The following is a 564-nucleotide window of genomic DNA, read 5'->3' as shown; positions in this document are numbered from 1 at the left end:
CCCATGGGAATCACCCGCAGGGCACGTTCCAGATGATTGGTATCCGGGGGTACTTCCAGATCGTTCAGAAATACACGCAAGGTCGCTTCCCGTTCACGGGCATAGTACAACGCTTTGGTGAGGGGGACTGCTGGGCAGGAATTCTGCTTACGAAACATCTCATCCACCCAGGAAAAGGATGCATCCACCACCAGTTTGGTATGCGCCAAGCGATAATCCCGCTTGGCCTCCCCACCCAGCGCTGCGGTACGGATGACGTCTTCCACGGCATAGATACGGCCAATCATCTTCAGGGCCTGCTCTGCACCCGTCGGTTCTGCAATGCGTATTCCACGCAAACTGGACAGCCAGTCCACGGCAAAGTGGACAGTCGGAGCGTAGCGACGCGGGGGTTTTAGTTTTACTCTGAAACTTGTTTTTGAGTCAAACTATTTTTATGTTTTCTCATGGATTCTCCGGTCAGAATTAATTGATGTGCGTTGTGAACCAGACGATCCAGAATGGCATCTGCCAAGGTGGGGTCGCCGATGGATTCATGCCAGTTTGCTACCGGCAATTGACTGG

At 53.0% G+C, this 564-nt stretch carries 2 protein-coding genes; both read right to left on the bottom strand.

Features of this window, described 5'->3' with window-relative positions; genetic code table 11:
* Positions 1-338: IS66 family transposase (locus M6F29_RS12095; RefSeq protein WP_298160283.1), on the bottom strand; the 338-nt coding region annotated here is incomplete at its 3' end.
* A gap of 62 nt (positions 339-400) precedes the next feature.
* Positions 401-564: ATP-binding protein (locus M6F29_RS12090; RefSeq protein WP_298160286.1), on the bottom strand; the 164-nt coding region annotated here is incomplete at its 5' end.

It is taken from the genome of Ferrovum sp. (genome assembly GCF_027317285.1).
Lineage (GTDB): Bacteria > Pseudomonadota > Gammaproteobacteria > Burkholderiales > Ferrovaceae > Ferrovum.
This window is presented reverse-complemented; position numbering and strand designations above follow the sequence as displayed.